General features: G+C 72.4%; 24 protein-coding genes. 21 read left to right on the plus strand and 3 right to left on the minus strand.

What is annotated here, in order from left to right:
* The first annotated feature begins 7 nt into the window (after positions 1-7).
* The 18 genes from ACFZDL_RS12130 (at position 8) to ACFZDL_RS12215 (ending at position 21,302) form a co-directional block, all read left to right on the plus strand.
* The gene (locus ACFZDL_RS12130) at positions 8-1,522 is read left to right on the plus strand and encodes an anthranilate synthase component I (protein WP_353592955.1); all 1,515 of its coding nucleotides are present in this window, start codon (positions 8-10) and stop codon (positions 1,520-1,522) included.
* Between the two features lie 128 nt (positions 1,523-1,650).
* On the plus strand, positions 1,651-2,340 hold the full coding sequence (locus ACFZDL_RS12135; protein ID WP_353592956.1) for a TIGR02234 family membrane protein: 690 nt from the start codon (positions 1,651-1,653) through the stop codon (positions 2,338-2,340).
* Positions 2,341-2,537: 197 nt separating this feature from the next.
* Positions 2,538-2,780 (plus strand): HGxxPAAW family protein, encoded by a 243-nt coding sequence (locus ACFZDL_RS12140; RefSeq protein WP_353592957.1) that lies wholly within the window; start codon positions 2,538-2,540, stop codon positions 2,778-2,780.
* Between the two features lie 221 nt (positions 2,781-3,001).
* Positions 3,002-3,466, plus strand: coding sequence for a DUF2752 domain-containing protein (locus ACFZDL_RS12145; RefSeq protein WP_391190992.1), 465 nt, complete (start codon positions 3,002-3,004; stop codon positions 3,464-3,466).
* Between the two features lie 201 nt (positions 3,467-3,667).
* Positions 3,668-4,477, plus strand: coding sequence for an indole-3-glycerol phosphate synthase TrpC (gene trpC, locus ACFZDL_RS12150; protein WP_353592958.1), 810 nt, complete (start codon positions 3,668-3,670; stop codon positions 4,475-4,477).
* Between the two features lie 7 nt (positions 4,478-4,484).
* Positions 4,485-4,667 carry a tryptophan biosynthesis modulator TrpM gene (trpM, locus tag ACFZDL_RS12155; protein ID WP_391190994.1) on the plus strand — a complete coding sequence of 61 codons (183 nt, stop codon included), beginning with the start codon at positions 4,485-4,487 and terminating at the stop codon, positions 4,665-4,667.
* A 340-nt stretch (positions 4,668-5,007) separates the two neighbouring features.
* The gene (trpB, locus tag ACFZDL_RS12160; protein ID WP_353592959.1) at positions 5,008-6,240 is read left to right on the plus strand and encodes a tryptophan synthase subunit beta; all 1,233 of its coding nucleotides are present in this window, start codon (positions 5,008-5,010) and stop codon (positions 6,238-6,240) included.
* Positions 6,240-7,049 (plus strand): tryptophan synthase subunit alpha, encoded by an 810-nt coding sequence (trpA, locus tag ACFZDL_RS12165; protein WP_353592960.1) that lies wholly within the window; start codon positions 6,240-6,242, stop codon positions 7,047-7,049. The genes trpB and trpA overlap by 1 nt, the downstream gene beginning before the upstream one ends.
* 55 nt (positions 7,050-7,104) lie before the next feature.
* Positions 7,105-7,869, plus strand: coding sequence for a thioredoxin domain-containing protein (locus ACFZDL_RS12170; RefSeq protein ID WP_353592961.1), 765 nt, complete (start codon positions 7,105-7,107; stop codon positions 7,867-7,869).
* 78 nt (positions 7,870-7,947) lie between these two features.
* On the plus strand, positions 7,948-8,928 hold the full coding sequence (lgt, locus tag ACFZDL_RS12175) for a prolipoprotein diacylglyceryl transferase (RefSeq protein ID WP_353592962.1): 981 nt from the start codon (positions 7,948-7,950) through the stop codon (positions 8,926-8,928).
* A gap of 174 nt (positions 8,929-9,102) precedes the next feature.
* A complete protein-coding gene (locus tag ACFZDL_RS12180; protein WP_353592963.1) occupies positions 9,103-9,834 on the plus strand; it encodes a VIT1/CCC1 transporter family protein in 732 nt (243 codons plus the stop codon).
* Positions 9,835-10,130: 296 nt separating this feature from the next.
* Positions 10,131-14,690, plus strand: a complete 4,560-nt coding sequence (gltB, locus tag ACFZDL_RS12185; protein ID WP_353592964.1) for a glutamate synthase large subunit — start codon at positions 10,131-10,133, stop codon at positions 14,688-14,690.
* Positions 14,683-16,143 (plus strand): glutamate synthase subunit beta, encoded by a 1,461-nt coding sequence (locus tag ACFZDL_RS12190; RefSeq protein WP_353592965.1) that lies wholly within the window; start codon positions 14,683-14,685, stop codon positions 16,141-16,143. The genes gltB and ACFZDL_RS12190 overlap by 8 nt, the downstream gene beginning before the upstream one ends.
* A 203-nt stretch (positions 16,144-16,346) precedes the next feature.
* Positions 16,347-16,790 carry a GntR family transcriptional regulator gene (locus tag ACFZDL_RS12195; RefSeq protein ID WP_353593067.1) on the plus strand — a complete coding sequence of 148 codons (444 nt, stop codon included), beginning with the start codon at positions 16,347-16,349 and terminating at the stop codon, positions 16,788-16,790.
* Positions 16,787-17,728, plus strand: coding sequence for an ABC transporter ATP-binding protein (locus ACFZDL_RS12200; RefSeq protein ID WP_353592966.1), 942 nt, complete (start codon positions 16,787-16,789; stop codon positions 17,726-17,728). Before ACFZDL_RS12195 ends, ACFZDL_RS12200 begins: the two co-directional genes overlap by 4 nt.
* Positions 17,725-18,840 carry a translation initiation factor IF-2 gene (locus ACFZDL_RS12205; RefSeq protein WP_353592967.1) on the plus strand — a complete coding sequence of 372 codons (1,116 nt, stop codon included), beginning with the start codon at positions 17,725-17,727 and terminating at the stop codon, positions 18,838-18,840. The genes ACFZDL_RS12200 and ACFZDL_RS12205 overlap by 4 nt, the downstream gene beginning before the upstream one ends.
* Entirely contained in the window at positions 18,837-19,718 is an 882-nt protein-coding gene (locus ACFZDL_RS12210) for a transporter (protein ID WP_353592968.1), read from the plus strand. Before ACFZDL_RS12205 ends, ACFZDL_RS12210 begins: the two co-directional genes overlap by 4 nt.
* A gap of 90 nt (positions 19,719-19,808) precedes the next feature.
* Complete coding sequence (locus tag ACFZDL_RS12215; RefSeq protein WP_353592969.1) at positions 19,809-21,302, plus strand: glycosyltransferase family 39 protein; 1,494 nt, start codon at positions 19,809-19,811, stop codon at positions 21,300-21,302.
* Between the two features lie 69 nt (positions 21,303-21,371).
* Here the strand turns inward: ACFZDL_RS12215 and ACFZDL_RS12220 are convergent, their stop codons facing one another.
* Together ACFZDL_RS12220 and ACFZDL_RS12225 are read right to left on the minus strand one after the other, a co-directional pair.
* Positions 21,372-21,845, minus strand: coding sequence for a PPOX class F420-dependent oxidoreductase (locus ACFZDL_RS12220; protein WP_353592970.1), 474 nt, complete (start codon positions 21,843-21,845; stop codon positions 21,372-21,374).
* Positions 21,846-21,890: 45 nt separating this feature from the next.
* On the minus strand, positions 21,891-22,787 hold the full coding sequence (locus ACFZDL_RS12225; RefSeq protein WP_353592971.1) for a hypothetical protein: 897 nt from the start codon (positions 22,785-22,787) through the stop codon (positions 21,891-21,893).
* Between the two features lie 210 nt (positions 22,788-22,997).
* Between ACFZDL_RS12225 and ACFZDL_RS12230 the strand changes: the two genes are divergently transcribed.
* Complete coding sequence (locus ACFZDL_RS12230) at positions 22,998-23,795, plus strand: serine protease (protein ID WP_353592972.1); 798 nt, start codon at positions 22,998-23,000, stop codon at positions 23,793-23,795.
* 110 nt (positions 23,796-23,905) lie between these two features.
* Entirely contained in the window at positions 23,906-24,589 is a 684-nt protein-coding gene (locus ACFZDL_RS12235) for an MBL fold metallo-hydrolase (protein WP_353592973.1), read from the plus strand.
* Here the strand turns inward: ACFZDL_RS12235 and ACFZDL_RS12240 are convergent.
* Positions 24,574-24,951, minus strand: a complete 378-nt coding sequence (locus tag ACFZDL_RS12240) for a VOC family protein (protein WP_353592974.1) — start codon at positions 24,949-24,951, stop codon at positions 24,574-24,576. The genes ACFZDL_RS12235 and ACFZDL_RS12240 overlap by 16 nt on opposite strands.
* Positions 24,952-25,226: 275 nt before the next feature.
* On the opposite strand from ACFZDL_RS12240, the gene ACFZDL_RS12245 reads away from it, so the two are divergent.
* A complete protein-coding gene (locus ACFZDL_RS12245) occupies positions 25,227-25,535 on the plus strand; it encodes a chorismate mutase (RefSeq protein ID WP_353593068.1) in 309 nt (102 codons plus the stop codon).
* Positions 25,536-25,887: the final 352 nt, after the last annotated feature.

The raw sequence follows: 25,887 nt of genomic DNA on the forward strand, positions 1-25,887 counted from the left end.
GCCAGCCATGACCCAGGGTGCGCACACGATGGACCTCGAGACCTTCCGCAAGCTGGCGGCCGACCGCCGCGTCATCCCCGTCACGCGGCGGCTGCTCGCGGACGGCGACACCCCGGTCGGGCTCTACCGCAAGCTGGCCGCCGAGCGCCCCGGCACCTTCCTCCTGGAGTCCGCCGAGAACGGCCGGTCCTGGTCGCGCTACTCCTTCATCGGCGTACGCAGCGCCGCCGCCCTCACCGAGCGTGACGGCCAGGCGCACTGGCTGGGCACCCCGCCCGTCGGCGTCCCCTCCGAGGGCGACCCGCTGCAGGCGCTGCGCGCGACCATCGAAACCCTGCACACCCCCCGCGACCTCGGGGGGCTGGTCCATCTGCCGCCGTTCACCGGCGGCATGGTCGGCTACCTCGGCTACGACATCGTGCGCCGCCTGGAGAAGATCGGCGAGAGCGGCCGGGACGATCTGCGGCTGCCCGAGCTGACCATGCTGCTCACCTCGGATCTCGCCGTGCTCGACCACTGGGACGGCACGGTCCTGCTGATCGCCAACGCGATCAACCACAACGACCTCGACACGGGCGTCGACGAGGCGTACGCGGACGCCGTGGCGCGGCTCGACGCGATGGCCGCCGACCTGGCCCGCCCCGTCCCCACGGACCCCACCGCCCTGCCGGCCTCCGAGCTCCCCGAGTACACCGCCCTGTGGGGCGGGCCGGACTTCATGGCGGCCGTGGAGGACATCAAGGAGCGCATCCGCGCGGGCGAGGCCTTCCAGGTCGTGCCCTCCCAGCGGTTCGAGACGCCCTGCGCGGCCAGCGCCCTGGACGTCTACCGCGTGCTGCGGGCCACCAACCCGAGCCCGTACATGTACCTCTTCCGCTTCGACGGGTTCGACGTCGTGGGGTCCAGCCCCGAGGCGCTGGTCAAGGTCGAGGACGGGCGGGCGATGGTGCACCCGATCGCCGGTACGCGCCCGCGCGGCGCCACCCCGCAGGAGGACGCCGCCCTCGCCGACGAACTCCTCGCCGACCCCAAGGAGCGCGCCGAGCACCTCATGCTCGTCGACCTCGGGCGCAATGACCTCGGCCGGGTCTGCGAGCCGGGCAGCGTCGAGGTCGTCGACTTCATGTCGGTCGAGCGCTACAGCCACGTCATGCACATCGTCTCCACCGTGACCGGCCGGCTCGCCGAGGGCCGTACGGCCTTCGACGTGCTCACCGCCTGCTTCCCCGCCGGTACCCTCTCCGGCGCCCCCAAGCCGCGCGCCATGCAGATCATCGAGGAGCTCGAGCCGAGCCGCCGCGGCCTGTACGGGGGGTGCGTCGGCTATCTCGACTTCGCGGGCGACTCCGACACCGCGATCGCCATCCGTACGGCGCTGCTGCGGGACGGGACCGCGTACGTCCAGGCCGGCGCGGGCATCGTCGCCGACTCCGACCCGGTGGCGGAGGACGCGGAGTGCCGGAACAAGGCGGCGGCGGTGCTGCGGGCCGTGCACACGGCGGGGCGGCTGGAGCGGGGCTGACGTTCGGGGTTTCCGGCGTCGTGAAGATGCGGGTTCCGGGCATCTGACGTTCCGGGTTTCCGGCGTCGAATCAGGCATACCGTATCCCCGCGGCGGGCTTGTCCGACCGGTGGGGGATAGTGGTACGCGTGAGTGCAGCAGCCGTACCCCAGCCCCGGGCCCATCACGAGCCCACCGCCTCCGCCGCGCGCAGCCGCAGACGCAGCCTCGGCGTCGCCCTGCTGTCCGGCGCGCTCGGCGCCGCGCTCGTGCTGCTGGCCACCAGCCGCACCTGGGCCAAGGGCACGGCCGCGGTCGCCAAGGGCACCCTGCAGCAGCATGCCGACGGTGACGACATCACCGGGCTGCCCGGAGCGCTCGCGGTCGTCGGCCTTGCCGCGCTCGTCGCGGTGTTCGCCGTCAACCGCCTCGGGCGCTGGGTCGTCTCCGGGCTGCTGGCCCTCAGCGGGGCGGGGATCGTGGTCAGCTCGGCGCTGGGCGCGTCCGACAAGGCGGCGCTCGAGGAGAAGGCGTCCCAGGCGACCGGCCTGGCCGACAGCGCCATCCACGACGTCGCGTACACCCCATGGCCCTGGGTCGCCATGGTGGGCGGGCTGCTGCTGTTGCTCGCCGGGCTGCTCGCGCTGGGCTACGGCCGCCACTGGCCCGCCATGTCCGGCCGCTACGAGCGCGCGGGGGGCGGCGGGAAGAGCCGCGGCGCGGGGGCGCGGGTGCGGCGGGGCGGGCCCGCCGGGGATCCGGAGCGGCCCGAGGAGCTGTGGAAGGCCCTTGACCGGGGCGAGGACCCGACGGAGGGGTCGGCGGGCCGCGAGGCCTGAGCGGTTTTCGGGTCTGCCCCGCCTGAGCGGTCCCCATGGACCGGCTGCGGCTTGAGCGGTCCGACGGGACCGGCCCGGCGGGCCGGTCCGAGCGGCACCCCCCGCTCAAGGCGGCTTCGCGCGTCGGGGACAATGACGTGGGAGCGTTCGCCCCGCGCGCCCGGGACCCGGGGGCAGTAGAGCAACGAGGAGTATTCATGGCGGGTAACAACCACGGACACACCCCGGCCGCCTGGACCGGCGTCACCATCGCCTTCATCGGCTTCTGCATCTCCAGTGCGTTCGTCGTGCTGGCCAACCCGATCGGCTTCTGGGCGGGCTTGGTCGTGGTGGCCCTCGGCGGTGTCGTCGGCGCGGCGATGCGCGCGGCCGGTCTCGGGCAGGCGCCGAAGCGCCAGCCGCAGGTGCAGTCGGCGGCCCAGGCGCAGGCGCAGCAGTAGCCCGGGGCGGGGTGGGGCGTGTGGGGCGGGGCTGAGGCGACCCGCCTGATCCGCCGCCTTTGTCCGCCTGGTTCGTTTCGAGGCGCGGCGCGGGGTCCGGGCGTACGGCCGCCGCCGTACGGCACGTACAGCGGTACAGCGGTACAGCGGTACAGCCGTACGGAGGCAGGTGCGCGGATCCTGAGCTGCGCCTTCGCGTATCCGCGCGGAGACTCGGCGATGTGACCGAGGAAACACCCGCGCCGTCGGACGTTCCGTCGTTGGTGCGTCGGCTGGGCGCTCCTGTGGGCGTGCTCGCGGCGGTTCTGGCCGCCTTCGCCTTCGTCGGGCTCGTCGACCCCAATGAGCCGGGCCACTACCCCGCCTGCCCGCTGCTGAGGCTCACCGGCCTGTACTGCCCCGGCTGCGGCGGGCTGCGCAGCGCGTACGCGGTCGCCCACGGGGAGCCGCTCGCCGCGCTGGGGGGCAATGCGCTCGCCGTCCTCGGCTACCTCGGGTTCGCCGTGGTGTGGCTGCGGTGGTTCGTGGAGTGCGTGCGGTGGCGTACGGCGGGGCCGGTGGGGGCGGTGGCGTCGACCGGGCCGGTGGTTGCGCTGCGCGCCGTGCACGGGTGGGTGCTCAGTGGGGCGGTTCTGGGTTTCACCGTTATCCGGAACCTCCCCTTCGGAAGTTTTCTCACGCCGTGACCGTTGAATACACAGGGATCCCTTGGTTCCGTATCGGCTTCGGTGCAGCGGAGTGTGCAGGTCCGCGTCAACCGGATGCGAGACCTCGGTCCTCCGCCAGATACCATCGCAGTGCCTGGTGAAGTGCTCGCCTCCCGGTGGAGGCCCGCTGCGCCAGTAGTGATCAGAAGCTCCAACCCCGTCCGGAAGGGGGCCGCTCGCGTGAGTGTGCTCGACGAGATCATCGACGGAGTCCGTGCCGACCTCGCGGAGCGGCAGGCGCGCGTCACCCTCGACGAGCTCAAGGAGCGGGCCGCCAGGGCGCCCCAGGCCAAGGACGGGGCAGCCGCGCTCAAGGGCGACAGCGTCAAGGTGATCTGCGAGGTCAAGCGCTCCAGCCCGTCCAAGGGCGCGCTCGCCGCGATCGCCGACCCGGCCGGGCTCGCCGCCGACTACGAGGCGGGCGGCGCGGCCGTCATCAGCGTGCTCACGGAGCAGCGGCGGTTCGGCGGATCGCTGGCCGACCTGGAGGCCGTGCGCGCGAAGGTCGACATCCCGGTGCTGCGCAAGGACTTCATCGTCACCTCCTACCAGCTGTGGGAGGCGCGGGCATACGGCGCGGACGTCGCCCTGCTGATCGTCGCCGCGCTGGACCAGCCGGCGCTGGTCTCGCTCATCGAGCGCGCCGAGTCCATCGGGCTGACGCCGCTGGTCGAGGTGCACGACGAGGACGAGGTCGAGCGGGCGGTGGACGCCGGGGCGCGGGTGATCGGCGTCAACGCGCGGAACCTGAAGACGCTCCAGGTGGACCGGGGGACCTTCGCGCGGGTCGCGCCGGAGATCCCGGACCACATCGTGAAGGTCGCGGAGTCGGGCGTACGCGGCCCGCACGATCTGATCGCATACGCGAACGACGGCGCGGACGCCGTGCTGGTGGGCGAGTCGCTGGTCACCGGCCGGGACCCGAAGGGCGCGGTCGCGGACCTGGTCGCGGCGGGTGCGCACCCGGCGCTGCGGCACGGGCGGGACTGAGACCGTCATGGACACGTACGCGCGCCTGGCCCGGGGGTGTCGTCCCCGTGGCTGCCGTGCGCCCGCGAGGCGGGTGCGGGGGCGGCGCGTGCGCTACCACATCGGGTGCGAGCCCGGGCAGGTCAACGGGCGTCGATGGCGCGCGTGCCTTGCTGCGCGCGGTGTGCTGAGCTTGTGCGTGGCGGGCTGAGGTTGCGCGGGGTGCGCTGAGCGTTCGTGGTGGGTGCCGGGGGCGGGGCCTCCGGGGCTGTCACCCTGGACCGCATATTTACGGCGCCGGTGACCCGAAGCGTGGCGCTGGCCGGAACTTGGCGCCACACATATGCGTAAGCGTCCAGGGCGCCACCCCTGCACCCCCGCCCCCTCCCGCCTCGTCGGCGGCTCCCTGCCGGTGACCCCGGCGTCGGCCCGTCCCGGGCGCGGTCCGGGTGCCCTGCAGCGTTCAGAGCGTCAGCGCCGCGCAGCGATCATCGTGGTCATTTGTCCGTTATGAGTGGTGGGGTATGCGCCCCGACTGAGGAGTACGTCAGATGCCGTCTGACTTCTTTGTCCCGGACCCGGAGGGTCACATCCCCAGCGCCGAGGGGTATTTCGGCGCGTTCGGCGGCCAGTTCATCCCCGAGGCGCTGGTCGCCGCGGTGGACGAGGTCGCCGTCGAGTACGACAAGGTGAAGAGCGACCCGTCGTTCGCCGCCGAGCTCGAGGATCTGCTGGTCAACTACACGGGGCGGCCCAGCGCCCTGACCGAGGTGCCGCGGTTCGCGGAGCACGCGGGCGGTGCGCGGATCTTCCTGAAGCGGGAGGACCTCAACCACACCGGATCGCACAAGATCAACAACGTGCTGGGCCAGGCGCTGCTCGCCAAGCGCATGGGCAAGACCCGGGTGGTCGCCGAGACCGGCGCGGGGCAGCACGGCGTGGCGACGGCCACCGCATGTGCGCTGTTCGGGCTCGAGTGCGTGATCTACATGGGCGAGATCGACACCGAGCGCCAGGCGCTCAATGTCGCGCGGATGCGGATCCTGGGCGCCGAGGTCGTCGCCGTGAAGACCGGCAGCCGGACGCTCAAGGACGCGATCAACGAGGCGTTCCGCGACTGGGTGGCCAATGTGGACCGTACGCACTATCTGTTCGGGACCGCCGCAGGACCGCACCCGTTCCCGGCGCTGGTGCGCGACTTCCACCGGGTGATCGGCGTGGAGGCGCGTCGGCAGATCCTGGAGCGGACCGGGCGGCTGCCGGACGCGGTCGCGGCGTGCGTGGGGGGCGGTTCGAACTCGATCGGGCTGTTCCACGCCTTCCTGAAGGACGAGTCCGTGCGGCTGTTCGGCTTCGAGCCGGCCGGGCACGGCGTGGAGACCGGGGAGCACGCGGCCACGCTGACCAAGGGGGAGCCGGGGATTCTGCACGGTTCCCGGTCGTATGTGCTGCAGGACGAGGACGGGCAGATCCTGGAGCCGTACTCGATCTCGGCGGGTCTGGACTACCCGGGGGTCGGGCCGGAGCACGCGTATTTGAAGGACACGGGGCGGGCCGAGTACCGGGCGGTCACCGATGACGCCGCGATGCAGGCGTTGCGGCTGCTGTCGCGGACCGAGGGGATCATCCCGGCGATCGAGAGCGCGCACGCCCTGGCGGGGGCGCTCGAGCTGGGGCGTGAGCTGGGCGGCGACGCGCTGGTGCTGGTCAATCTGTCGGGCCGTGGCGACAAGGACATGGACACGGCCGCGCGGTACTTCGGGCTCTACGAGGGAGAGAAGTGATGAGCGCAGAGCTGCTGGGATCCGTGCTGGCCAAGGCCAAGGCGGAGGGGCGTGCCGCGCTCATCGGCTATTGGCCCGCCGGTTACCCGACCGTCGACGACGGGGTGCGGGCGATGACGGCGATGGTCGAGGGCGGCTGCGATGTGATCGAGGTCGGTCTGCCCTACAGCGACCCGGTGCTGGACGGCCCGGTCATCCAGACCGCCGACGACATCGCGCTGCGGGGCGGCGTTCGCATCCGCGATGTGATCCGTACGGTCGGCGAGGTGCACCAGCGGACCGGGGCGCCCGTCCTGTGCATGACGTACTGGAACCCGGTGGACCGGTACGGGCCCGAGCGGTTCGCGGCCGATCTGGCCGCGGTGGGCGGCGCGGGGTGCATCCTGCCGGACCTGCCCGTCCAGGAGTCGGAGGGATGGCGGAAGGCCGCCGAGCAGCACGGGCTCGCCACGGTGTTCGTGGTGGCGCAGAGCACCGGCGACGAGCGGCTCGCGAGGATCACCGCGGCGGGCAGCGGCTTTGTGTACGCGGCCTCGGTCATGGGGGTGACCGGTACCCGCGATTCGGTGGGGGAGGGGGCGCGGGGGCTGGTGGAGCGGACCCGCGCGACGACCGACCTGCCGGTGTGCGTGGGGCTCGGGGTGTCCACCGCCGGGCAGGCCGCCGAGGTGGCCGAGTACGCGGACGGCGTCATCGTCGGGACGGCGTTCGTGCGGCGGATGATGGACGCCGAGGACCCGGAGACGGGGCTCACGGCCGTCCGCGAGCTGGCGGGTGAGCTGGCGGAGGGCGTCCGCGTCCCCCGTTAGAGCGAATACGGGGCGGAGGAGTTCAGTGGGGCTCCTCCGCCTCGTTGTCGAGGGCGTGAGCGAGAAAAACCGTCAGGGGAAGCGCAGCGCCCGGGAGCGGCTGCGGGAACAGCGAGAGAAGGACCAGGCCCGCGCCAGGCGCAGGCGCGCCCTGGGGGTGGCCGGGGCGGTCGTGGCCGTGCTGGGGGTGGCCGCCGGGGTGGGCGTGGTCGCCACGAAGACCGGCGGGGACTCGGGGAAGTCGGGCAGCCGGGCGGTCGCCCCGAAGGGCGCGGCCGGCACGGTGATCCCGACAGGTAAGGCGGGCGCGAAGAAGACGCTGACCGTCTACGAGGACTTCCGCTGCCCCGGCTGCAAGCAGTTCGAGGACGTCTTCCGCACGACTGTGCACCAGTTGCAGGACGAGGGCCGGATGAAGGTCCGCTACCACCTGGTGACGATCATCGACGGCAACATGGGCGGCACCGGCTCGCTGTACGCGGCGAACGCGGCGGCCTGCGCGCAGGACGCCGGGAAGTATGTGGCGTACCACGATGTGCTCTACAAGAACCAGCCGCCGGAGACCAAGGACTCGTACGCGGACAAGACGAAGCTGATCAAGCTGGCGGGCAAGGTCCCGGGGCTGGACACCGAGGCCTTCCGCAGGTGCGTCCAGGAGGGCAGGCACGATGGGTGGGTGCGGAAGTCCAATGGCGCCTTCAACCGCTCGGGCTACAGCTCGACGCCGACCGTTCTGCTGGACGGGAAGGCGGTCTACGGAGATCCGGACGAGCCGCTGAGCCCGCGGAAGCTCAAGCGGATGGTCACCGGGAAGGGCTAGCAGCCCGGCTCGTTACGCAGCCGTTGCGCCGGGTGGGTTGCCGCATTGACCGCCCGGCACGGTAGCGTCGACTCCGACATGAACCTCGCATACATTCCCAGCCCGTCGTCCGGCGTGATCTACCTCGGCCCGATCCCGCTGCGCGGCTATGCCTTCTGCATCATCCTCGGTGTCTTCGTGGCGGTCTGGCTCGGCGGCCGACGCTGGGTCGCCCGGGGCGGCCGGGTCGGCACGGTCGCCGACATCGCCGTGTGGGCGGTGCCCTTCGGCCTGGTCGGCGGTCGGCTGTACCACGTCATCACCGACTACGAGCTGTACTTCACCGACGGCCGTGACTGGGTGGACGCCTTCAAGATCTGGGAGGGCGGCCTCGGGATCTGGGGTGCGATCGCGATGGGCGCCCTCGGCGCCTGGATCGGCTGCCGGCGCCGGGGCATCCCGCTCCCGGCGTGGGCGGACGCGGTCGCGCCGGGGATCGCCTTCGCCCAGGCGATCGGCCGTTGGGGCAACTGGTTCAACCAGGAGCTGTACGGCAAGAAGACCGATCTGCCCTGGGGACTGAAGATCGACGCCGACGCCGACATAGGGCGCGTCGCCGGTACGTACCAGCCGACGTTCTTGTACGAGTCGCTGTGGTGCGTGGGCGTGGCGCTGCTGGTGCTCTGGGCGGACAAGAGGTTCAAGCTGGGACACGGCCGGGCGTTCGCGCTGTACGTCGCCGCGTACACCGTAGGCCGCTTCTGGGTGGAGTACCTACGAGTGGACACCGCCCACCATGTGCTGGGCATGCGGCTGAACAACTGGACGGCGATCGTCGTCTTCCTGGCGGCGGTGGCCTACTTCGTGATCTCCGCGAAGAAGGCCCCCGGGCGGGAGGAGATCGTGGAGCCCGCCGCGGTGGCCGAGGCGGAGCAGGCCGAGGGCGGCGAGCCGGGCCGTGAGGACGGCGAGGCGGAGCACAAGGCGGAGGCCAAGGCCGGGACCGAGACGGAGTCCAAGGCGGAGGGCAAGACCGAGCCCGCGGCGGAGTCGAAGCCGGAGGCCGAGGCCTCGAAGTAGCGTCGCCGAGAGGCCGCCGGACCCGCAAGGGTTCGGCGGCCTTTGTGTTTCCGCAGGTCAGCGAGGTAAGTTCGGCCTTCCTTGCTGGCGGCGGCGGGGAATTCGTGCGTACCTTCGGACTGTTGGGTTGAGGGCGGCCGCGCCCGCACCCCTGAAGGGAGCGCAGTATCCGTCATGTCTGTCATCGCGAGCACCGAACCCCCGCACATCGCGCACCGCGACAACCACACCCACCGCGATGTGAACGGCGGCTGGCTGCGCCCGGCCGTGTTCGGTGCCATGGACGGTCTTGTCTCCAACCTCGCGCTGATGACCGGTGTCGCGGGCGGTGCTGTGGACCGGCAGACGATCGTGATCACCGGCCTGGCCGGTCTTGCCGCCGGTGCGTTCTCGATGGCGGCCGGGGAGTACACCTCCGTCGCCTCCCAGCGTGAGCTGGTGGAGGCCGAGCTGGAGGTCGAGCGGCGCGAGCTGCGCAAGCATCCCGTGGACGAGCTGGAGGAGCTGGCGGCGCTGTACGAGTCGCGGGGCGTGGAGCCCGAGCTGGCGCGTCAGGTGGCCGAGCAGTTGTCGAAGGACCCGGAGCAGGCGCTGGAGATACACGCCCGCGAGGAGCTGGGCATCGACCCGGACGATCTGCCGTCGCCGCTGGTCGCGGCGGTGTCCTCGTTCGGCTCGTTCGCGCTGGGCGCGCTGCTGCCGGTGCTGCCGTATCTGCTGGGGGCGACGGCGCTGTGGCCGGCCGTGCTGCTGGCGCTGATCGGGCTGTTCGGATGCGGTGCGGTGGTGGCGCGGGTGACCGCCCGCAGCTGGTGGTTCAGCGGGCTGCGGCAGCTGGTGCTGGGTGGCGCGGCGGCCGGTGTGACATATGCCTTGGGCATACTCTTTGGCACGGCCGTGGGTTGATTTACCATACGGCGAGCCGCAAGATTACCCCGTTACTTGACGGTTTCAATCCGTTTACCGGCGGGCATAACGCCGTAGCGCCATGGGCAGCGTCGCCCGCCAGGTGCTGCGGCGGGGTGATCCTTTGATCCCCCCTTGCCCGACTTCACCCCTCGTGCGCAGTGTCCGCATGATGGAACGAGCTATCCGCTTCTCGAGAAGCGCCTCATCATGTAACCTGCACGAAAATTTCTTGGCGGAGGGCCAGCGTCGTCCCTCGGCACACCCACATGCCGTAGACGACGACGGGAGAGCCGATGCGTTCCGCGTCCCACCCCGCCCGACAGGGGATGTACGACCCCCGCGATGAGCACGACGCCTGTGGTGTCGGCTTCGTGGCGACCCTCACCGGCGAGGCCAGCCATGAGCTCGTGGAGCAGGCTCTTACTGTCCTGACCAACCTCGAGCACCGCGGGGCCACCGGTTCCGAGCCCGACTCCGGCGACGGCGCCGGCATTCTGGTGCAGGTCCCGGACGCCTTCCTGCGGGAGAGCGTCAGTGGCTTCGAGCTCCCCGATGCCGGCTCGTACGCCGTGGGCATCGCCTTCCTCCCCGAAGGAGAGGCCGAGGGCGCCGCTGCCGCCGGCCACATCGAGCGGATCGCGGCCGAGGAGGGCCTGACCGTCCTCGGCTGGCGCGAGGTGCCGGTCGCCCCCGAGCTGCTGGGCAGTGGCGCGCGCGCCACCATGCCCGCCTTCTCCCAGATCTTCGTCACCGACGGCGCCAGCAGCGGTCTCGCCCTGGACCGCAAGGCGTTCGCGCTGCGCAAGCGCGCCGAGCGGGAGGCCGGGGTCTACTTCCCGTCGCTGTCCTCGCGCACCCTGGTCTACAAGGGGATGCTGACCACCGGGCAGCTGGAGCCGTTCTTCCCCGACCTGTCCGACCGCCGCTTCGCCACCGCCATCGCGCTGGTCCACTCGCGGTTCTCCACCAACACCTTCCCGAGCTGGCCGCTGGCCCACCCGTACCGCTTCGTCGCCCACAACGGCGAGATCAACACGGTCAAGGGCAACCGCAACTGGATGCGCGCCCGGGAGTCGCAGCTGGTCAGCGACCTGTTCGGAGACAAGAGCCTGGAGCGGATCTTCCCGATCTGTACCCCCGACGCCTCCGACTCCGCGACCTTCGACGAGGTCCTGGAGCTGCTGCACCTCGGCGGCCGCTCGCTGCCGCACAGCGTGCTGATGATGGTCCCCGAGGCGTGGGAGAACCACCCCTCCATGGACCCGGCGCGGCGCGCCTTCTACCAGTACCACTCCACGCTGATGGAGCCCTGGGACGGCCCCGCCTGCGTCACCTTCACCGACGGCACCCAGGTCGGCGCGGTCCTCGACCGCAACGGTCTGCGGCCCGGGCGCTACTGGGTCACCGACGACGGCCTGGTCGTGCTGGCCTCCGAGGTCGGCGTGCTGGACATCGACCCGGCCAAGGTGGTGCGCAAGGGCCGGCTTCAGCCCGGCCGGATGTTCCTGGTCGACACCGCCGAGCACCGCATCATCGAGGACGACGAGATCAAGGCGGCGCTCGCCGCCGAGCAGCCGTACGGCGACTGGCTGGACGCCGGCCTGATCGACCTGGCCGACCTGCCCGAGCGCGAGCACATCGTGCACACCCACGCCTCGGTCACCCGCCGGCAGCAGACCTTCGGCTACACCGAGGAGGAGCTGCGCGTCATCCTGGCCCCGATGGCCAAGACCGGCGCCGAGCCGATCGGCTCGATGGGCACCGACTCGCCGATCGCCGCCCTCTCCGAGCGGCCGCGGCTGCTGTTCGACTACTTCACCCAGCTGTTCGCGCAGGTCACCAACCCACCGCTGGACGCCATCCGCGAGGAGCTGGTCACCTCGCTGATCTCCTCGCTGGGCCCGCAGGGCAATCTGCTGGACCCGACCCCGGCCTCCTGCCGCAGCGTCACCCTGCCCTTCCCGGTGATCGACAACGATGAGCTGGCCAAGCTCATCCACATCAACGCCGACGGCGACATGCCGGGCCTGAAGGCCGCGACCCTCTCCGGCCTGTACCGGGTCGGCGGGGGCGGCGAGGCCCTCGCCGCGCGCCTTGAGGAGATCTGCGCCGAGGCCGACGCCGCCATCGAGGACGGCGCCCGGCTGATCGTGCTCTCCGACCGCCACTCGGACGCCGAGCACGCCCCGATCCCCTCCCTGCTGCTCACCTCCGCCGTCCACCACCACCTCATCGGCACCAAGCAGCGCACCCAGGTGGGCCTGCTGGTCGAGGCGGGCGACGTCCGCGAGGTGCACCATGTCGCGCTGCTGATCGGCTACGGCGCCGCGGCGGTCAACCCGTACCTGGCGATGGAGTCGGTCGAGGACCTGGTCCGCGCCGGGACGTTCCTGCCGGGCGTCGAGGCCGAGACCGCGATCCGCAACCTGATCAAGGCGCTGGGCAAGGGCGTGCTGAAGGTGATGTCCAAGATGGGCATCTCCACCGTGGCCTCCTACCGCGGTGCGCAGGTCTTCGAGGCCGTCGGCCTGGACGAGTCCTTCGTGGACACCTACTTCCACGGCACCGCCACCAAGATCGGCGGCGCGGGCCTGGACGTCATCGCCCAGGAGGTCGCCGCGCGGCACGTCAAGGCGTACCCCGTCTCCGGCATCCCCTCCGCCCACCGGGCGCTGGAGATCGGCGGCGAGTACCAGTGGCGCCGCGAGGGCGAGCCGCACCTGTTCGACCCCGAGACGGTCTTCCGGCTGCAGCACTCCACCCGGACCCGCCGCTACGACATCTTCAAGAAGTACACCGAGCGGGTGAACGAGCAGTCCCAGCGGCTGATGACGCTGCGCGGCCTGTTCGCATTCAAGAACGACAAGAACGACCGCCCCTCGATCCCGATCGAGGAGGTCGAGCCCGTCAGCGAGATCGTCAAGCGCTTCTCCACCGGCGCCATGTCGTACGGCTCCATCTCCAAGGAGGCGCACGAGACCCTGGCGATCGCCATGAACCAGCTGGGCGCCAAGTCCAACACCGGCGAGGGCGGCGAGGACCCGGAGCGCCTGTACGACCCGGCGCGCCGCTCGGCGATCAAGCAGGTGGCCTCCGGCCGCTTCGGCGTCACCAGCGAGTACCTGGTCAACTCCGACGACATCCAGATCAAGATGGCGCAGGGGGCCAAGCCCGGCGAGGGCGGCCAGCTGCCCGGCCACAAGGTCTACCCGTGGGTCGCCAGGACCCGGCACTCCACCCCGGGCGTCGGCCTGATCTCCCCGCCGCCGCACCACGACATCTACTCCATCGAGGATCTCGCCCAGCTGATCCACGACCTGAAGAACGCCAACCCGAAGGCGCGCATTCACGTCAAGCTGGTCTCCGAGGTCGGCGTCGGCACCGTGGCCGCGGGCGTCTCCAAGGCCCACGCGGACGTGGTGCTGATCTCCGGCCACGACGGCGGCACCGGCGCCTCCCCGCTCACCTCGCTCAAGCACGCGGGCGGCCCCTGGGAGCTCGGCCTGGCCGAGACCCAGCAGACGCTGCTGCTCAACGGCCTGCGCGACCGCATCGTGGTGCAGACCGACGGCCAGCTCAAGACCGGCCGCGACGTCGTGATCGCCGCGCTGCTCGGCGCCGAGGAGTTCGGCTTCGCGACCGCCCCGCTGGTGGTCTCCGGCTGCGTGATGATGCGCGTGTGCCACCTGGACACCTGCCCGGTCGGCATCGCCACCCAGAACCCGGTGCTGCGCGAGCGGTTCAGCGGCAAGGCGGAGTTCGTGGTGAACTTCTTCGAGTTCATCGCCGAGGAGGTCCGCGAGCTCCTGGCCGAGCTGGGCTTCCGCACCCTGGACGAGGCCGTCGGCCACGCCGAGCTGCTGGACACCACCCGTGCCGTGGCGCACTGGAAGGCGCAGGGCCTGGACCTCGCCCCGCTGCTGCACGTCCCGGACCTGCCCGAGGGCGCGGTGCGCCACCAGGTGGTGGCCCAGGACCACGGCCTGGAGAAGGCGCTGGACAACGAGCTGATCAAGCTCGCGGCCGACGCGCTGAACGCGGAGAGCGCCGAGGCGGCCCAGCCGGTCCGCGCCCAGGTCGCGATCCGCAACATCAACCGGACCGTGGGCACCATGCTCGGCCACGAGGTGACGAAGAAGTTCGGTGGCGCGGGCCTGCCCGAGGACACCATCGACATCACCTTCACCGGCTCGGCCGGCCAGTCCTTCGGCGCGTTCCTGCCGCACGGCGTCACGCTGCGCCTGGAGGGCGACGCCAACGACTACGTCGGCAAGGGCCTGTCCGGCGGCCGGGTGATCGTCCGCCCGGACCGGGGCGCCGACCACCTGACCGAGTACTCGACCATCGCGGGCAACACCCTCGCGTACGGCGCCACCGGCGGCGAGATGTTCCTGCGCGGCAGCGTCGGCGAGCGGTTCTGCGTCCGCAACTCGGGCGCGACCGTCGTCTCCGAGGGCGTCGGCGACCACGGCTGCGAGTACATGACGGGCGGCCGCGCGGTGGTGCTCGGCCCGACCGGCCGCAACTTCGCGGCGGGCATGTCCGGCGGTATCGCCTACGTCGTCGACCTGGACCGGGACAACGTCAACGTCGGCAACGTCGAGTCGATCGAGGCGCTGGACGAAGCCGACCAGCGGTGGCTGCACGACGTGGTGCGCCGCCACCACGAGGAGACCGGCTCCACCGTCGCGGGCGCCCTGCTCGCCGACTGGGAGGCCGCCCTCACCCGCTTCAGCAAGATCATCCCCACCACGTACAAGGCAGTGCTCGCCGCCAAGGACGCCGCCGAGCGAGCCGGGCTCTCCGAGTCCGAGACCACCGAGAAGATGATGGAGGCGGCGACCAATGGCTGATCCCAAGGGCTTTTTGACCACGGACCGCGAGGTCGCCAAGACCCGCCCGGTGGGTGAGCGCGTCAAGGACTGGAACGAGGTCTACGTCCCCGGCTCGCTGCTGCCGATCATCAGCAAGCAGGCCGGCCGCTGCATGGACTGCGGCATCCCGTTCTGTCACAACGGCTGTCCGCTCGGAAACCTGATCCCCGAGTGGAACGACTACGCCTACCGCGAGGACTGGCGGGAGGCCAGCGAGCGGCTGCACGCGACCAACAACTTCCCGGAGTTCACCGGGCGGCTGTGCCCCGCCCCGTGCGAGGCCGCGTGCGTGCTGGGCATCAACCAGCCCGCCGTGACCATCAAGAACGTCGAGGTCTCCATCATCGACAAGGCCTGGGAGACGGGCGACGTCACCCCGCAGCCGCCCGAGCGGCTGTCCGGCAAGACCGTCGCCGTCATCGGCTCCGGGCCGGCCGGCCTGGCCGCCGCCCAGCAGCTGACCCGGGCCGGCCACACGGTCGCGGTGTACGAGCGCGCCGACCGCATCGGCGGGCTGCTGCGCTACGGCATCCCCGAGTTCAAGATGGAAAAGCGCCACATCAACCGGCGGATCGAGCAGATGCGCGCGGAGGGCACCAAGTTCCGCACCGGTGTGGAGATCGGCCGCGACATCGACGCCGCCAAGCTGCGCAAGCGCTACGACGCCGTGGTCATCGCGGCCGGCGCCACCACCGCCCGCGACCTGCCGGTGCCCGGGCGCGAGCTCACCGGCGTGTACCAGGCCATGGAGTACCTGCCGCTGGCCAACAAGGTGCAGGAGGGCGACTTTGTCACCGCCCCGATCAGCGCCGAGGGCAAGCACGTCGTGGTGATCGGCGGCGGCGACACCGGCGCCGACTGCGTCGGCACCGCCCACCGCCAGGGCGCCGCCTCGGTCACCCAGCTGGAGATCATGCCGCGGCCGGGCGAGGAGCGCTCCGCGGGCCAGCCCTGGCCGACCTTCCCGATGCTCTACAAGGTCACCTCCGCCCACGAGGAGGGCGGCGAGCGGGTCTACTCCGTCTCCACCACCCACTTCGAGGGCGACGAGGACGGCAATGTGCAGTGGCTCCACCTGATCGAGGTGGAGTTCAAGGACGGCAAGCTGGAGCAGAAGCCGGGCACGGAGCGGAAGATCCCGGCCCAGCTGGTCACCCTGGCCATGGGGTTCACCGGCACCGACCAGGAGAACGGCCTGGTCCAGCAGTTCGGCCTGGAGCTGGACGCGCGCGGCAACATCGCCCGCGACGCGGAGTTCGCCACCAACGTGGACGGCGTCTTCGTGGCCGGCGACGCGGGCCGCGGCCAGTCGCTGATCGTCTGGGCCATCGCCGAGGGCCGCTCGGCCGCCCGCGGCGTGGACCGCTACCTGGCGGGGACCAGCGCCCTGCCCGCCCCGATCCGCCCGACGGACCGAGCCCTGGCCGTCTGACCCCTCCGCACCTCCAGGCACCTCCCTGGACTCCGCCCGTACAACGGCGTACGGACCGGCGCACGGCGCCCGCCCCCATCCCGACCGGGGGCGGGCGCCGTGTGGTTGACGCACCGGCCGCACCTGGCCGCCCCGGCCCGCCTTGACATCGCCCCGGGATCATCACACCATCATTCCACTAACTGATTAGTGAAAGGGTGGTGGTGGTGGAGTACCGCATCGACCGCCGCAGCGGCATCGCCACCTATCTGCAGATCGTCCAGCAGACCAAGCAGGCGCTCCGGCTGGGCCTGCTGCAGCCGGGGGACCGGCTGCCCACGGCCAAGGAGGTCGTCGCGGCCACCGCGATCAACCCCAACACCGTCCTGAAGGCCTACCGCGAACTGGAGCGGGAGGGCCTGGTCGAGCCGCGGCCCGGCCTCGGCACCTTCGTACGGCGCTCCCTGGCCCGGCCCGGCGCGGCCGCCGACTCCCCGCTGCGCGCCGAACTGGCCGCGTGGGCGGACCGGGCGCGCGCCGCGGGGCTCGACCGCGAGGACGTCGCGGCGCTGATCGCCTCGGTCCTCGACGAGCGCTTCCCCGACGGCCCGGCCGCCCCCCACCACGACACCGGCGAGAGCACAGCCCTGGACAGGGAGCACGGGTGACCGACCGACACGACCCCACCACCGCCCTGGAGGCCACCGCACTCGGCAAGAAGTACCGGCGCGGCTGGGCCCTGCGGGACCTGACGTTCCGGCTGCCCGCCGGGCGCATCTGCGCCCTGGTCGGCCCCAACGGCTCGGGCAAGTCCACCCTGCTGTCCCTGGCCGCCGACCTGCTCGCGCCGACCACCGGGACCGTACGGGTCTTCGGCGCCGATCCGCGGTCCGCCGAGGCCCGGCGGCGCATCGCCTTCGTCGCCCAGGACAAGCCGCTCTACCCGCGCTTCACCGTCGCCGAGACCCTGCGCCTCGGCCGTGAACTCAACCCCGGCTGGGACCAGTCGGCCGCGACACACCTCATGGCCGAGGCCGAGGTGCCGCTGACCGCCCGCGTCGGCTCCCTCTCCGGCGGCCAGCGCACCTGCGTGGCCCTGGCCCTCGCCCTCGGCAAACGAGCCGACCTGCTGCTGCTCGACGAGCCGATGGCCGATCAGGACCCGCTGCGGCGCCACCGGATGATGGGCGCCCTGATGGCCGAGGCCGCCGAGCGCGGCACCAGCGTGGTCATCTCCACCCATGTGCTCGCCGAACTCGACGGCGTCTGCGACTTCCTGCTGCTGATCGGCGGCGGCCGGCTCCGCCTGGCGGGGGACACCGACGCCGTCCAGGCCGCCCACCGCCTGATCACCGGGCCGAGGGGAACCGACGGGGGAACACCGCGGGAGGTCGCCCGCCACACCGTGGTCGAGACCCGGGCGACGGGCCGTCAGCTCACCGCGCTGATACGGCCGTCGGCGGCACCCGGCGAGGACGGCTGGATCGTCAGGGAACCGTCCCTGGAGGAGGTCCTGCTCGGCTATCTTCGCGCCCCCGACGCCCCGCCGCTGATCACATCCGGTGCGCTCCCGCCCGCCGGGACCGAGCGGGGAGAAGACGCGTGAGCACGGCCGGTGTCAGGCTCGCCGGGCCCCGCGCGCGGCCGCGAACACGGGGACTGGTGTGGCTGGTGTGGCGGCAGCACCGGGCCGCGCTCTGGGTGGGCCTCGCCCTGGTCGCCGCGGTCGCCGCGTACATCGTGTGGCAGCGCACCCAGATGGTCGGCTATATGCGGACGCACGGCATCGAGGGCTGCGCGGACTGGGAGACGTCCTGCCACGGCAGGCGGATCGCGCCACGCCGGGGCACCGACCCGATCACCGACGCGTTCTTCCACCTCGGCCACGCCTACCGGACACCCCTGCTCAACACCGGACGGCTGCTCATCGCGCTGCCCGCGGTGATCGGCGTCTTCGTCGGCGCGCCGCTGTTCGCCCGGGAGCTGGAGACGGGCACCCATCAGGTGGTGTGGACCCAGTCCGTCAGCAGGACCCGCTGGCTCGTCGCGAAGCTCGCCCTCCCCCTCACCGCCGTCCTGGCCGGCACCACGCTCCTCGCGGCCCTCTACACCTGGTGGTGGCGGGCGGCCCGGGTCCAGTTCTCGGACATCGCCTGGGGCACCGCCGTGCCCTTCGACGCGACCGGCCCGGCGGCGGTCGCCCTCGCCCCGCTGTCCTTCTTCCTCGGCGCGGCGGCCGGACTGCTGCTGCGGCGCACCCTGCCCGCCATGGTGGCCACGCTGGGGATCACCGTCGGCGTCCAGTACGGGCTCGGCGCCCTGCGCCCCCACCTGATGACCCCGCGGACCATCGTCTCCGACGCCACCGGCGACTTCTCGCACACCCCCAGGGAGGTCTTCTACACCTCGTGGCGGAGCTTCACCGAGGGCTTTGTGACCCGCTCCGGGGAGAAGATCCCCTCGGAACGCTGCTCGTCCGCTCTCGGTGACGCCGACTGGAACCGCTGCCTCGCCCGGCTCGGCGCCACCAAACGGCAGTACGAGGAGCTGCACCCGGCCGGCCACTACTGGCCCATGCAGTGGATCCAGGCCGGGATCTGTCTGGCCGCGGCCGCCGCGCTCGCCGCGTTCTGCGTGTGGTGGATCCGGCGCCGGCCCGCCCGGAAGGAGGCCCGCGCGTTGGAGCGCGGCAGGACCGAGCGGGAGGGAGGGGCGTGAAGACCGCGGCCACCCCGCGTCCCGGCGCACAGCCCACCCGCGCCCGGCTGCGCCCGAGCGGCCCGCTCTGGCCGGCCTGGCGCCGCCAGCGGGCCGCGCTGCTGACGGGCGGGGCGCTGGTCCTCGTCCTCGCCGGATACATCGTCTACCAGCGCACCGGCATGGTCGCCCTGATCCGCGACCGGAACCTGACCGGCTGCCGGCTGTGGTACCCCGAGTGCCACGGGAGGCGACTGTCGTCCGACGACGGCCGCCCCACCCCGCTGGGGCGGGCGTTCGCCGACCTCGACGCGTACCGCAGCGCGCTGCTCCACACCGGACGGCTGCTGCTCGCGATCCCGGCGATCATCGGAACGTCCATCGGCGCCCCCCTCGTCGCACGCGAAATCGAGAGCGGCACCGCCAAACTCGTCTGGTCCCAGTCGGCCGGCCGGACCCGCTGGCTCCTCGCCACGCTCGCCCTCCCCGCCGCCGCCACCCTGGCCGCCACCACGCTGCTGGCCGCGCTGTTCACCTGGTGGTGGTGGCCCGTGCGCGGCATGGTCTTCGAGGAGGTCAGCTGGGTCACCGCCGTGCCCTTCGAGGTGGCGGGCCCGGCCCCCGTGGCGTTTGCCCTGCTGTCCCTGGTCCTCGGCACGGCCTTCGGCCTGCTGCTGCGGCGGACCGTGCCCGCCATGGCCTGCACCCTCGCCCTCACCGTCGGCTCCATCTACGGCCTCCGCCAGATGCGCCCCCATCTGATGCCCCCGCTCACCACGACCGCGAACCCCGGCAGCCACTTCTGGCCCATGCAGTGGATCCAGGCCGGGATCTGTCTGGGCGCGGCGGCCTTGCTCGCGGCCTTCTGCCTGTGGTGGATCAGACACAGACGGCCCTGACCACGGGCCGCCCGACGGCGCCCCTTCACGCTCCGCGCCCCCTTCACGTCCCGCTCCGAACCCTCCGCTCCGATCGGAGTCCCCTACGCCATGGCCCTCCCGCCCGCCCTCGACACCGCAGCCCGGGCCGTCCCCCGCCTCCGCCCCGCGCCCGCGCCCACGGCGCCCCGCCGCCCCTGGCGGCGCGCCGCCGTCGCGCTCGTCCCGGCCGGGCTGACGCTGGCGCTCGGCCTGTGGGGAATCCGCCGTCAGAACAGCATGTGGCGGGACGAGTCGACGACGTATCAGGTCGCCCACCGCTCCGTCGCCGACCTCTGGCAGCTGCTCGGCGCGGCCGATGTCGCCCACGGCCTGTACTACCTGCTCATGCACGGCGTCTTCACCCTGTGGGACGGCGGGCTGCTCGCGCTGCGGCTCCCCTCGACGCTGGCCATGGCCGCCGCGGCCGCCGGAGTGGCGCTGCTCGGGCACCGGCTCGCGGGGCCCCGGGCTGGGCTGGCCGCCGGGGTCGTCTTCGCGCTCGCCCCGGCGGTGCAGCGGTACGCGCAGGAGGGGCGCTCATACGCCCTGGTCTGCGCGGCGGTCGTCTGGTGCACCCATCTGCTGCTGTCCGCCGTCGCGCGTCCCCGCAGGCGGACCTGGGCCGGGTACGCCGCCGCCGCGTCGGTCACCTGTCTGCTGCACGAGTTCGCGGTCCTGGCGGTGCTCGCCCACGGCGTGGCGCTGCTCCTGGCCCGCGTTCCCACACCGGTCCGGTGGGCCTGGGCGCGGGCGGCCGGGGCCGTGGCCGTCGCGCTGGCGCCGCTGGTGATCGTCAGCCAGCAGCAGGCCGCGCTGGTGGGGTGGATAGACGACCCCGGCCCGCCCGAGCTGCTGGGTTTCGCCGTACCGGCCCTGGTGGGGCTCGGCTGCGCCAAGGTCCCCTCGGCCGCGGCCGGACCCGTCCCGCTGCGCGCGCTCGCGCTGCCGCTGCTGGTCCTGCCGGGCGCGACGCTGCTGGCGGTCTCCTTCATCCACCCGATCTACGTCGACCGGTATGTCCTGTACGCCTACGCCGGATTCGCCCTGCTGGCGGGCGCCGCGCTGGAGGCCGTGCTGCGCGCCGTCCGGCATCCGAAGGCCGCGGCCGCGGCGCTGGCCGCCGTCGCGGTGGCCGCCCTGCTGCCGTACTCGATCCAATTGCGGACGCCGCAGAGCCGCCTGGACGACCCGATGGCCGCGGCGCGCGCCGTAGGGGAGCTGACCCGGCCCGGGGACGGGGTGCTGTTCATGCCCGCGCGGCGGCGTGAGCCCATCCTGTCGAGCCCAGGGGAGTTCCGCGGCCTGAAGGAACTGGCCCTGGCCCGGCACGCGGTGCCCTCCGCCACCCTGCACGGCACAGAGCTGCCCGCGCCCCGCATCCGCGCCCGCATGCTGGCCGTCCAGCGGATCGCCGCGGTGATGGACCCGCCCGGCAAGCCGGTGGACGACACCCCTCAGGAGCGGGTCAAGCGCGAGGTGCTCGACCAGTACTTCCGCCGGTGCGCCGAGCGGGAGGTCCAGGGCATGGTGGTCGTCCTCTACGCCCGCCCCGGCGCCTGCTGACCCGGGCGCGGCAGGCCACGCGGGCATGGTCCGCCTTCGAAGGCGGACCATGCCGCGCCCGCACCGCTCCTACCCCTCGTTCTCGGCCAGGCGGGCGGGGAAGCCGCCGGTGGCGATCGGGCCCCAGCGCTCCGGGGCGATCCGGATCAGCGACTTGCCCTGCTTGACCATGGCGGCCCGGTACTCGTCCCAGTCCGGGTGCTCGCCCGCGATGTTCCGGTAGTACTCGACCAGCGGCTCCACGGACTCGGGGATGTCGATCACCTCGGCGGCGCCGTCGATCTGCACCCACGGCCCGTTCCACTCGTCGGAGAGCACGATGACGCTGACGGCCGGATCGCGCCGCGCGTTGCGGACCTTGGCGCGCTCGGGGTAGGTCGACACGACGACGCGCCCCGCGTCGTCGACGCCGCACGTCAGCGGGGAGGCCTGCGGCGAGCCGTCGGCGCGGCGGGTCAGCAGGATGGCGCGGTGGCGCGGCCGTACGAACTCCAGCAGTTCGTCGCGGCCGACGCGGGTGTTGGTGGCGATGGAGGGGCTCATGCGGCCGAGCCTACGACCTCGGACGCCCGACGCGGCATGGCCCGGTCAGGTGTCGCACTCCAGCACCGTGCGGCACAGACCGCAGCGGGCCCGCATCCTGCCGCGCACCGGGACCCGGATGCGCTGCCGGCAGGTCGGGCAGGGGAACGAGACGCGCAGCGGGGAGCCGGTCTCGAAGGCGTATCCGGCCGGGCCGGCCGGCGGCGGCGCCTCGGGGTCGGCCTGTGCGAACCGGCGGTCCCGCGCGTACCGGCGGCGACCCGCCCAGCCGCATGCGGCCAGCGGCGGCTGCCGCTCGTCGTGGCGCGCCACGTCCAGGCCCTTGGCGTACGCCTCGTACGCCTGCGGGCTGGTGAACCAGACGGCCGGGTCCTCGCCGAACGCCAGCGCCCGCTTGGCCAGGACGTATCCGAACTCCTCCGGGGTCAGATAGCCGAGCTTCTGGCTGGAGACGGAGTCCTGGCGGTACGCGTCGAGCAGCAGCCAGCCCGCGCCGAGGTAGGCGGCGGTGGTGTCGGTGAGGATCTCGTTGGCGCGGGTGCCGGGGAACGACAGGTCGAGCCGGTGCAGATAGACGTGGGTGACCTCGTGGGCGAGGGCCGCGCCGATGTCCCGGCGGTGGGTCTTGAAGCGGGAGTTGAGCTCGATGAAGTACTCGGGTCCTGCGGCCAGCTCGATGTTTCCCGCGTGCCGCATCTCGCGGAAGCTCACGATCATGCGCGCGTCCGGGAGGCGCAGCTGCCGCACCATGACCCGGGCGACGCGCTGGACGCCGAGGTAGAGGTCGTCCTGGTCGCAGAAGGCCACATCGCCGGGGGCCACGCTGAGCTCGTAGGTCCGCACCCCGTCGTACGACAGGCGTTTGTAGAGCGCGGTGAGCGCGGCCCGGACGGTGTCCAGGTGCGGGAATCCGTGCTCGATGTCGCTGCCAGGTGCCGCCACGCCGTCACCCCGTACCCGTTGTCCGCCGTGTCCCCTGATTCAACTCTACGGGCGCGGGGCCCGGCCGCGCCGCAGGCCGGGCCGGTCGGTGTGGCTGATGGGCGTGGCCGGAAAGCGACCCTTGTCAGGCTGATCGGTGCGTCCAGATAATCGCATCGCTGCTTGGCATGAGCCTGGCAAGCAGCCCAACCCCCCACGAAAGGAACCCCGTTGCGGAATCTCCGGAAGCCCGTCAAGAGATCGGCCGCCGTCGGAGCCGTCGCTCTCGCCGCGTTCAGCCTGATGCCCGGCACCTCCCTGGCCCAGGCCAAGAGCGCCGAACCCGGCCCCTCCGTCGTCGGCGGCACCCGCGCCGCCCAGGGAGAATTCCCCTTCATGGTGCGGCTGTCCATGGGCTGCGGCGGCGCCCTCTACACCCAGGACATCGTGCTCACCGCCGCCCACTGCGTCAACGGCAGCGGCGCCAACACCTCCATCACCGCCACCGCCGGCGTGGTGGACCTGCAGAGCTCCAGCGCCGTCAAGGTCAAGTCCACCCGGGTCCTGCAGGCCCCGGGCTACAACGGCACCGGCAAGGACTGGGCCCTGATCAAGCTCGCCAAGCCCATCAACCAGCCCACCCTGAAGATCGCCGAGACCACGGCCTACAACAAGGGTGACTTCACGGTCGCGGGCTGGGGCGCCGCCGTCGAGGGCGGCGGCCAGCAGCGCTACCTGCTCAAGGCCACCGTGCCGTTCGTCGACGACACCACCTGCAAGAGGGCGTACAGCGACCTCGTCGCGGGCGAGGAGATCTGCGCCGGGTTCATGAGCACCGGCGGCGTCGACACCTGCCAGGGCGACTCCGGCGGCCCGATGTTCCGCAAGGACGACAGCGGCGCGTGGATCCAGGTCGGCATCGTCAGCTGGGGCGACGGCTGCGCCCGCCCCGGCAAGCCCGGCGTCTACACCGAGGTGAGCACCTTCGCCAAGGACATCAAGGCGGGCGCCACCCAGCTCGGCGGCTGACCCACCGCCCCGGGGCCGGCTCCCCGCCGGCCCCGGCGTTCGCCCCTGGCGTGTCTGCCAGGGGCAGAACCGCCTCGGCACCCCGCGCCCCGGTTCCTACCGTCTGCGGGATGGAGATCACAGACGTCACCCCGGACATCCGGATGCTGCGCTTCCCGGTCGGCCAGGCCTACGCCGTACGGCTCCCCGACGGCTGTGCGCTCGTCGACTGCGGCTGGGCGGGCCACGAGCGGCAGATCCTCGACGCGCTGCGCGGACTCGGCGAGCTGCGCGAGATCCTGATCACCCACGGCCACGCCGACCACTACGGCGCGGCGGCCGGGCTGGCCGAGGCCACCGGCGCCCGGGTTCTCGCCCACGCGGCCGACGCGCCCGCCATCAGCGGGACGGAGACGATCCCCCCGCCCGTGCTCGCCGACTGGGAGCGGCCCCTCCACGCCGCCCACACGCCCCAGGTCCCGCCGCCCCGCCCGGTCCCGGTCGACCGGGAAGTGGCCGACGGCGACGCCCTCGACTGGGGCCAGGAGGCGCGGATCGTGCATGTGCCCGGCCATACGGCCGGCAGCGTCGCCCTCCATCTGCCGTCCTTGCGCGCCCTGTTCACGGGCGACTCGATCGCCAACGTCCGGCAGCTGATGCCGGGCGTCTTCAACGTCGACCCCGGGGAAACCGCGCGGTCCTTCCACCGGCAGGCGGCCCTGGACGTGGAGACCGCCTGCTTCGGCCACGGTGATCCGATCCGCACCGGCGCGGGAGCGGCGCTGCGCGCCGCCGCGGCTCAGCTCTGTCCGTAGCAGAGACAGAAAGGATGCCCGGCGGGGTCGCTGAAGACCCGGAACCCCGACCGCTCGCCGCCGCTGTCGTGCAGGAACGTCGCACCCAGAGCGATCACCTCCCGCTGTGCGCGCTCCACGTCCTCGATCGTGTCCACGTCGAAGTCCAGATGGACCTGTTGCGGATGGTCCGGGTCCGGCCAGCGCGGCGGCTTGTGGTCGGGGGCCGCCTGGAAGGCGAACCGCGGGCCGTCCGGCGAGATGAGCCACACCCACTGCGGATCGCCCGCGTCCACGCGCCAGCCCAGGATCCCGGCATAGAAACCGGCCAGCGCGACGGGGTCGGGGCAGTCGATGACGGTGCACTGCAGCTTCGCAATCATGTCCTTGACGATAGGCGGGGCGCACCGAGAAAAACCGACCGCGGAGGGAACCTCCGCCTCCATATCCCACTCCTCCACGGTGGAGGCGCTCGACCGGGGAGAGCACTCCGAGCGGATCGGCCGCCTTCGGCCCCTTCCCAACCCCCCACAGGGGCCGGGGGCGGCCTCCGCGACCCGGCCCCGGCCCACCCACTGGTCACAGGAGCGCCCCGGGCCGCATAAGGTCACTGGTCATGACGCACACCGAGACCGAGGGGACCGACGGGGCCGCCACCATGAGCACCAACGACGAGATCGACGAGTCCGTGCGCGCCGAGCTGACCCGGCTGCGCGACTCCATCGACAACATCGACGCGGCGGTGGTCCACATGCTGGCCGAGCGCTTCAAGTGCACCCAGCAGGTCGGCTACCTCAAGGCCGCCCACAAGCTCCCCCCGGCCGACCCGACCCGGGAGGCCCGCCAGATCAAGCGGCTCCGCGACCTCGCGGAGAGCGCCAAGCTCGACCCGGCCTTCGCGGAGAAGCTCCTCAACTTCATCATCGCGGAGGTCATCCGCCACCACGAGACGATCGCGCGCTCCTGAGCCGTGAGCGCCTGAACGATGACCGCCGAATCATGACCGCCGACGAGAGCCGCTGCCCGGCGGCTTCGTCACCGAGGTCGTCCGCGTCGGGAACACGGTCCGGCGCCGCCCGGCCGAGCGGGCCGGCTGCGTACGCGCCCTCCTCACCCATTCACCCGGCGCGGCCGGCCCGGCGCGCCCCGCCACCTCGGCACCGACGAGCACGGCCGCGAGGTGCTTTCGTAGCACGGCCCCCGTCGCCCTCATCGACTGGGACACCGCCGCCCCGGCCATGGCGCGGCTGCACGACCTCGGCGCGTCCGCTGCCGTGGGCGCCGCCCACGCCTGGACCACGGCCCACCGCCCCACGCCG

The organism is Streptomyces sp. NPDC007917, assembly GCF_042959105.1.
GTDB lineage: Bacteria > Actinomycetota > Actinomycetes > Streptomycetales > Streptomycetaceae > Streptomyces.